This window comes from Croceitalea marina, assembly GCF_042684265.1.
Taxonomy (GTDB): Bacteria; Bacteroidota; Bacteroidia; order Flavobacteriales; family Flavobacteriaceae; genus Croceitalea; species Croceitalea marina.
Genome location: NZ_JBHULB010000025.1, coordinates 1 through 936, shown reverse-complemented (window position 1 = coordinate 936; position 936 = coordinate 1). Strand labels below are relative to the sequence as shown.

The 936-nt window shown below is 39.2% G+C and carries 1 protein-coding gene; it reads right to left on the bottom strand.

The annotated features are described in order from the left end of the window. The coding region (locus ACFSQJ_RS14145) for an SDR family oxidoreductase (RefSeq protein ID WP_377767624.1) at nt 1–936 on the bottom strand (936 nt) is incomplete at both ends.

Sequence of the window (936 nt, the reverse complement as noted above, 5' to 3'; positions counted from 1 at the left end):
TTTGCTCCCGGAAAACGTCCAGCCATACCAATGACAGCAATATCCTTGGATTCGGAAATGACCGCTTTTTGTTTTTCGGTATCAAGGAAACTTTCGCCATAGCTACTATCCTCTTTCAAGTAGTTGACAAGCTCGTAAATTGTAGGGTAGGTGAAGAGTTTTTCTATGGAGATGTTAAGCTTTAGTTCATGTTTGATCTGCTCATTTACCTGTATCAAGGTTAAAGAGGTGGCACCCATTTCAAAGAAATTGTCGTTTTTGCTGATCTTTTCGACTCCGATCATTTCCTTGAAAATCCTGGCCAACTCTTTTTCAAGATCCTTCCATTCACTGATGCTTTTTGCCTTTTCTTTCTTTTTGGTATCTGTTATCTTCTCCAGATTAAGCCAGTTATCTATCCGGTCTTGCAATTCGCCTGTAGAAACGAGCACTTGGGAACAACCTTTACTGTCAATTATATAATCCAGGGCTTTCATTCCCTCTTCATACCTAATGGCATTGTTGATGACGAGTATCGAGTCTTCAATAATTTTATTTTGCCATACATCCCAATTAACACATATCCAATTTTGGTTATTTCCTCTATTTTTCCCAAGAGCATAAACATCCATGAATTTATTGGCGGAAGCATAAACCACATGACCCAAACCTCCCAGGGTGGATGACAAGGAAGACATTAATATGGCAAAATCTATATTATGGTCTTTTAATACTTTGCCTAATATTAATGTTCCGTAAATTTTAGCTTTAAAGTGCTCTTCGCTTTCTTCTGTAATAGTGTCTTTGATTAATCCGAAATTGTCATTGTGTAGTATTCCTGCAGCATGAATCACGCCATGAATCTGTCCGAACAGCTCTTCCGCCTCTTGGACGACTTGTAGCATCTGTTCTTCATTGGCCACATCTCCCTTGCAGACAAGTACTTCTCCGCCTTTG